Annotated in this window: 7 protein-coding genes and 1 pseudogene; 3 read left to right on the top strand and 5 right to left on the bottom strand. The window is 76.4% G+C overall.

All coding sequences use genetic code 11. From position 1 onward, the window contains the following. Positions 1-1,913 (top strand): tetratricopeptide repeat protein (locus VR45_RS29080; RefSeq protein WP_045942836.1); only part of this gene is annotated, 1,913 nt, incomplete at its 5' end. Positions 1,914-1,946: 33 nt separating this feature from the next. On the opposite strand, the gene VR45_RS29085 is transcribed toward VR45_RS29080, so the two are convergent. From VR45_RS29085 to VR45_RS29105, 5 genes are all read right to left on the bottom strand, one after another. Continuing rightward, on the bottom strand, positions 1,947-2,789 hold the full coding sequence (locus VR45_RS29085; RefSeq protein ID WP_045942837.1) for an inositol monophosphatase family protein: 843 nt from the start codon (positions 2,787-2,789) through the stop codon (positions 1,947-1,949). Positions 2,790-2,932: 143 nt separating this feature from the next. After that, positions 2,933-4,072: an MFS transporter gene (locus tag VR45_RS29090; protein ID WP_159394390.1), complete on the bottom strand. Its 1,140-nt coding sequence runs from the start codon at positions 4,070-4,072 to the stop codon at positions 2,933-2,935. Between the two features lie 183 nt (positions 4,073-4,255). Continuing rightward, entirely contained in the window at positions 4,256-4,594 is a 339-nt protein-coding gene (locus VR45_RS29095) for a DUF3093 family protein (RefSeq protein WP_052709465.1), read from the bottom strand. After that, positions 4,594-4,749 (bottom strand): DUF3093 family protein, encoded by a 156-nt coding sequence (locus tag VR45_RS50200; RefSeq protein ID WP_286163521.1) that lies wholly within the window; start codon positions 4,747-4,749, stop codon positions 4,594-4,596. The genes VR45_RS29095 and VR45_RS50200 overlap by 1 nt, the downstream gene beginning before the upstream one ends. Before the next feature lie 126 nt (positions 4,750-4,875). Continuing rightward, positions 4,876-5,277 carry a DUF4440 domain-containing protein gene (locus VR45_RS29105; protein ID WP_045942840.1) on the bottom strand — a complete coding sequence of 134 codons (402 nt, stop codon included), beginning with the start codon at positions 5,275-5,277 and terminating at the stop codon, positions 4,876-4,878. Positions 5,278-5,485: 208 nt separating this feature from the next. Between VR45_RS29105 and VR45_RS48025 the strand changes: the two genes are divergently transcribed. Both VR45_RS48025 and VR45_RS29110 read left to right on the top strand, forming a co-directional pair. Continuing rightward, on the top strand, positions 5,486-5,653 hold the full coding sequence (locus VR45_RS48025) for an SflA family class IV lanthipeptide (protein WP_199839610.1): 168 nt from the start codon (positions 5,486-5,488) through the stop codon (positions 5,651-5,653). A gap of 119 nt (positions 5,654-5,772) precedes the next feature. Further along, positions 5,773-6,586: pseudogene (locus tag VR45_RS29110) on the top strand (hypothetical protein); the annotation flags it as partial.

Genomic DNA, 6,586 nt, shown 5'->3' on the forward strand with positions numbered 1-6,586 from the left:
TCCCCACCCCCGAGGCCGTTCCGGCGGCGCTCGCGGTGAGCACCGCCTACGCGCTGGCCCGCCTCGGCGCGGCCGACCGCCGGGCACTGACGGCTGTCCCGCTCGTGCACGGGGTCGCCGATGCCACCGTGCTCGCCCTGCTCTCCCGCCATCCGCTCGCCCCCGAACGCTTCCGGGGCCTCGGCACCGAGGACTGGCAGCGACTGCTGCGGCGGGCGGCGGAGCTCGGTCTGCTGACACCCTGCGGCCGCACCGCCTACCGGGTCCACCCCACGGTCGCCGACGCGCTGGCCACCGGGTGGCGCGCGGCCGGGCCCCGCTTCGCCGAGGAGCACGAGGCCGGGCTGCAGGCCCTGCTCGGCGCCCAGGTCAACTTCTGTCTGCTGCTCACCCGCGAACTGCACAACGGCAGCGCCGAGTTCGCCCTGACCGCGCTCGACCTCCAGCGGCCGACGATCGGCGCGATGCTCGCCCGGGCCCTGGACCGGGGCCTGTGGCTGCAGGCGCTGGCGCTCGTCCGGCCGCTGCACGACCACTGGAACGCCCGGGGCACCGACCTGGAGGCCCGCCACTGGATCGACCGGGTGCGGCTCACCGTGGAGGAGGCCGACGGCACCCCGCCCGTCCTCGACAGCCCGGCCGGGTCCCTGTGGCTGTACGTGGTCGGCGCCGACGCCCGGCGGCTGCTGCGGCTGGGCCGGGTGGACGGGGCCGAGCGTGCCTACCGCGAGATCCACCGCGCCGCCGAACTGCACCCGCCCGGTTCCGAGCAGCTCGACGAGCTGGCCGACTGCCATCAGCGGCTCGGCGGGATCGCCGTCGACCGGGGCGACTTCGGCGAGGCCGAGGAGTGGTTCCTGCGGTCGCAGGCCCTGCTGGAGCGGCTCGGGGACGTGGACGGCCTCGCGATCGGCCACCATCAGCTGGGGGTGATCGCCCATCGGCTCGGTCGGCCGGACGACGCCGAGCGGCGGACCCGGCAGGCCCTTGACCTCTTCGAGCGCCTGGGCGAGACCGGCCGGGCGGCCGCCTGCCACCACCGGCTCGGCGTCCTGGCCGAGGAGCAGGGCCGCTTCGAGGACGCCCACGGGTGCTTCGGGCAGGCGCTGGCGGCCGTCGGCGCGACGGCCGTCGGTGCGGCCGCCGTCAGTGCGACGGCCGTCGGTGCGGCGGCCGACCTGTCCGTCACGGCGGAGCTCCACCACCGGCTCGCCGCCGTCGCCGCCGAGCTGGGCCGGCTCGACGAGGCGGAGGAGTGGTGCGAGCGGGCGCTGGACCTCGCCGAGGAGTCCGGCAGTCGGGCCGGCGCCGCCGACGCCCACCACCGGCTCGGCGTGCTGGCCGCCGTGCGGGAGCGGTTCGAGGAGGCCGAGGCCCGGCACCGCAAGGCGCTGGAGATCCGCCAGGACCTCGGCGATGCGGTCGGCACGGCGCTCGGCGAGCACCAGCTCGGCCTGGTGGCGACCCGGCGCGGGGACCTCGCCGAGGCGGAACGCCGCTTCGCCCGGGCGCTGGCACTCCGGGAGGAGCTGGGCGACCAAGCCGGGGTCTCGGCCGGGCACCACCAGCTCGGGCTGACCGCCCAGGCGGGCGGCCGGGCGGCGGAGGCCGAGGCCCGGTACCGCAAGGCGCTGGACGTCTCGCACCGGATCGGCGACACCCCCGGACTGGCCCGCACCTTCGGCCAGTTCGGGCTGTTGGCGGCGGAGCAGGGACGGCCCCGGGAGGCGATGGAGTGGCTGGTGCGCAGCATCAACTGCTTCGAGGAGTTCCCGCACCCGGCGACCTGGCCGAGCGTGGTCGGCCTGCGCCGCCTGACCGTCGACCTCGGCCCCCGCGCCGTCGAACGCGCCTGGCGCTCGGTCACCGGCCGCCGCCTCCCGGACGCCGTCCGGGACCAGGTCGCCGACTGACCCCCGGGCCTCGCTGAGGCGCCCCCGGCCCGGCTACCCGGCCGGGGCCTCGCCCAGCAGGAGGCCCCGGATCCGGGTCAGGGTCGCGGCGTCGCGGGCCGTGGTGAAGGGGAGGACATTGCCGCCGGCGAGGCGGAACGGCGCGCCGGTGAGGGTGGCGTGGGCGCCGCCCGCCTCGGCGACCAGCAGCAGCCCGGCCGCGTGGTCCCAGGCGTTCTCCCAGGCGAACACCGTGGCGTCGACGGCGCCCCGGGCGATCGCCAGGTACTCCAGCCCCGCCGAACCCGCGCACGGCCGGGTGCGCACGCCCTCGGCTCGCAGGCCGAGCAGCGCGCGCTTGTGGGCGGGCGTGGTGAAGCGGGGGTGGGAGGCGGCGATCTCCAGCGGGGCCCCGGCCGCGGGCGCCCCGGCCCACAGCGGGACGCCGTCCAGGTGGGCGCCGCCGCCCCGCAGGGCCGTCGCCATCTCGTCGCGGACCGGCGAGTAGGTCCAGGAGGCCAGCAGCTCGCCCCGGTGCGCGAGCGCGACCAGGGTGCAGAAGCCCTCGTCGCCGCGGACGAAGGTACGGGTCCCGTCGATCGGGTCCACGATCCAGACCGGCCGGTCTCCGCCCAGCTCCGCATAGAGGCCCGGGTCCGCGTCGACCGCCTCCTCCCCCACCACGACCGAACCGGGGAGCAACTGCGTCAGCGCGGCCGTCAGGTGCGCCTCCGCACCCCGGTCGGCGACCGTCACCAGGTCGTGCGGGCCCTTCTTCTCGGCCACCTGGTCGGCGGTCAGCGAGCGGAAGCGCGGCATGATCTCGGCGGCCGCCGCCCGTCGGACCGCTTCCCCCACCGGGCCCAGGCATTCCGCGGCGAAACCTTCGTCGATCATCCGTCCATCACACCACAGATACGGGCACCCCAGCTCCAATCGAACAGACGGACGGGACGACCACCGGCGCACTCCCCCACCCGGCCCGCGCCGGGCCGCCACCCCGCCCGCCCCGAACACGCCGCTGCGGCGGCCGCACCGGCTCAGCTCTCCGCGTCGAGCGGCCGGGGCTCCCGGGCCTGCCGGGGCCCGGGCCGGGGCAGCAGGGAGGCGAGAGCAAGCGCCGCCGCCGTCCCCGCGACACCGCACAGAGCGGCCCGGAGGCCGGCCGAGGAGGCGGTGAGGCCGACGGCGGCGGGGCCGAGCAGGCAGCCGCCGTAGCCGATCGAGGCAACGACCGCCACGGCGGACGAGCGGACCTCGGGGCGGGCCTGCTCCCCGGCCAGCGAGAGGATCGTGGGCGCGCACACCGAGGTGCCCAGGCCGGCCACGACGAGCGCCGCCAGCATCGACCGCGCGCCCGGCGCCAGCGCGGCGCCCAGGGTGCCAACGGTCGCCACCGCCGCGCCCAGGGCGAGCAGGTGCCGCTGCGGCAACCGGGCGGTGAGCCCGTGCCCGGCCAGACGGCCGACCGCGGCGGCGGCCGCGAACACCACCGGACCGGCGGCGGCCGCACCGGACCCGGTGTGGAAGACCGAGCGCAGCATCACCGCGCTCCAGCTCTGCCAGGCGTTCTCGACCAGGTACGCGAGCGCGCACAGCGCCCCGAGGGCCAGCAGCGGCCGGTCCGTGACGGCGGCCCGCTGTCGGTCGCGGCGGGACACGGCCGGCGGCCCCGCCGGGCCGGGGAACCCGATCACCACGGCCGCGCCGGCCAGCAGCACGGCGGTCAGCAGCAGCACCCGGTCCGCCGCGAGGCCGCGCTCCAGGGCGAGACCGGAGCCGAGGGCGCCGAGCACCACGCAGGCGGAGAAGCAGGCGTGGGCGGCGTTCATCAGCCGGCCCGAGCGGCTCTCCTCCTCGCTCGCCAGGGTGTTGACCCCGACGTCGACGGCCCCGGACGCCGCGCCCAGCACGGCGAGCGCCGCCATCAGCACCCGCGCCCCGTGCGCGAGCCCGGGCAGGACGGCGGCAGCGGCCATCAGCAGGAGGATCACGGCGACGGCCGAGCGGCCGAAGCGGTCCACGGCGGCTCCGGCCGGACGCATCGAGCCCAGGGCGCCGAGTCCGATCATCAGCACGGCGACACCCAGTTCGCCGTTGCCCACCCCGGCCTGCCGCTGGATCTCCGGGATCAGCGCACCCCAGGCGCCCCAGAACACCCCGAACACACCGAATCCCACCAACACCTGAACTCGCACCAGCACCACCAGTCCCATCCGTCACTCACGGACAGGGCCATTCCCACCACTCCGACCCCGCAGCGCCCACCCCCCGGGGCGCCAAAGAGCGCGCCCCAGCGCGTCCGGCACCGCAGGCGCCGCTGCCTGAGGGGAGCGCCGGACGGAGCCAGGCCGGAGCGGCCGTCAGCGGGCCCGGCCGGCCGGGGCGGTGCAGTGGTCGCGCGCCTCGGCGAGCGCGGCGGCCAGGGCGGCCGGACGGCGGGTGGAGAGGTAGACGTAGGGGCAGAGGAGGGAGGGCTCGGCGACCTCCACCCGGACCGCGCAGGGGAGGTAGCTGCGGATGAGGAGCCGGGCCCGGGGGCTCGCCAGCCGGGTGCGCCAGGCGAAGGCGGCGGCCTGGTCGAGGACCTCGACCGCGCCCGCGTGCTCGCCCCGCAGCACGATCGGACCGGCCACCAGCACGCCGTCGCACACCCGGATCCGCACCCCGCCGTACCGGCCGAACGCCGGCCCGAGCGCCATCAGCAGGACGGCACCGGCGGCGACAGGACGGCACCGGCGGCGACGGCGAACACCGGGGAGAGCGGGAGCAGCGCCGCCGCGAGCGCGCCGGCGGCCACCAGCGCGGCCAGCCACCAGCGCAGCGGGACGGAGAGTCGTTCGTCGTAGATCACCACACCCGGGATGCTGCCATGCCGTCGGCCGACCACCGACCCGGGCCCGCCCGGGCCCGCCAAGGACCGTCCGGCGCCGGACGATCAGGTCAGCTCAGGTCAGAGCCGGTCGGGTCAGGTCCGGGCGGGTCAGATCCGGTCGCACCAGGAGAAGGCCGCGATGCGCCAGCCCTCCGGGGTCCGCACGAACTGGATCGTCTTCGTCCCGTCGCCCTCGTAGGGCTTGCCGTCGAAGAAGCCGGACTTGCGGTACTCGCCGAAGCGCGACGCGACGTCACCCTCGATCTCGGTCCGCTCGGAGGTCTCCCACTCCGAGAAGCCGACCAGTCGACCGTCCGCCTCCAGCAGCCGTTCGCGCGGCTCGATGAACTCCTCGACGGAGTAGACCGTGAAGGCCGGGCGGGTGCTGACGATCACCCCCTGCGGGAGCATCAGGCGGCGCAGCCGGGCCACATCGGCACCGCGGCCGTCCCGGTTGTCGAACGCCCCGAAGAACTCGGCGGTCAGCTGGTCGATTTCGGCCTTGGACATGATCCGACCGTAGCACCGGGGACCGTGCAAATCACCCCTCTGGCGCAATGTCACACACCACACCGGGCCGAACCTTCCGCCCCCGGGAACGCACACCCAGGTGTCGCGCATGTGATGATGCCGCGCCCCTATGGTGAACACGAGTGAATCGCTAGCATGACCATGCCGTCGAACAGGAATCCGCCAACCCGCATGGGAGGAAGCACTCATGAGCGCTCAGGTCCTGGACATCCGCGACGCCGGCCCGCTGGACATCGACGAGGACACCATCACCTTCGAGGACGAGTTCGCCGCCGATCTCACCCCGGTCGCGTGCCTCGCCGACCCGTGGGTCACCTACGTCCCCACCCGTTTCGAGTGTGGTTTCGACTCCTGATCCCCGCCGGGCGGTCGGAGTAGCAGCGGCGACCGCCGGGCAGCCCGGCCCGGCGGTCGCACCGGCCCGCGCACACGAGGGCGCAGGAGGGGCGGACCCCGGGGAGGGAGCGGCGGACGATGGTGGCAGCGGCTGCGGGCGGGGAGCCCGACGACGGACCGGCGGGGGACGTACGGTCCCGACTCGCCGCCCACCTCGCGGCACCGCCCGGCGCCCGACGGCGGCTGCACAGCGGCGACGGCTGGCTGTACCTCCAGGACCCGCGGATGCCCGAACTCGGCCACGGCTGGAAGCTCCACCTCTCGGCCCGGCCCGACCACCTGCCCGACCTGGTCGACCTCGTCCTCCCCGTCCTGCTCGGCCGCACCTGCGACGCCAAGTTCGCCGCCTCCGCCGCCGTCCTGCACCAGCTCAACTCCGGGCTCCGCGGCCCCGCCGGCGTCGGCAAGGCGGTCACGGTCTACCCGGCGCCGGAGGAGGCCGGGCCGTTGGCCGCGGAACTGGCCGAGGTGCTGGCGGGCCGCACCGGGCCGCGTGTGGTCAGCGACCGGCGGCTGCGGCCGGACGCCCCGGTCTACTACCGCTACGGCCCGTTCCGGGTCTCCGACGACGACCCCGACCTCGTCATGACCGGCCCCGACGGCCGGACCTTCCCGGGGCTGGCGGAGCCCTCCTACCGCCAACCGCCCTGGGCGGCGGACCCGTTCACCGCGGCCGACCCGGCCGCCGACACGACCACCGGCCCGTCCACCGACCCGGCCCGGCGGCCGGCGCCGACCACCCGGATCGGTGACGGCCGCTACCGGCTCACCGCCGGGATCACCCGCTCGCCGAACGGACACGTCTACCGCGCGGTGGAGGTCGCCGGCGGCCGGGAGGTGGTGGTCAAGCAGGCCCGCGCCTTCGTCGCCGAGGACCGGGCCGGCACCGACC

The organism is Streptomyces sp. NRRL S-495, from assembly GCF_000966955.1.
In the GTDB taxonomy this organism is placed as follows: domain Bacteria; phylum Actinomycetota; class Actinomycetes; order Streptomycetales; family Streptomycetaceae; genus Kitasatospora; species Kitasatospora purpeofusca.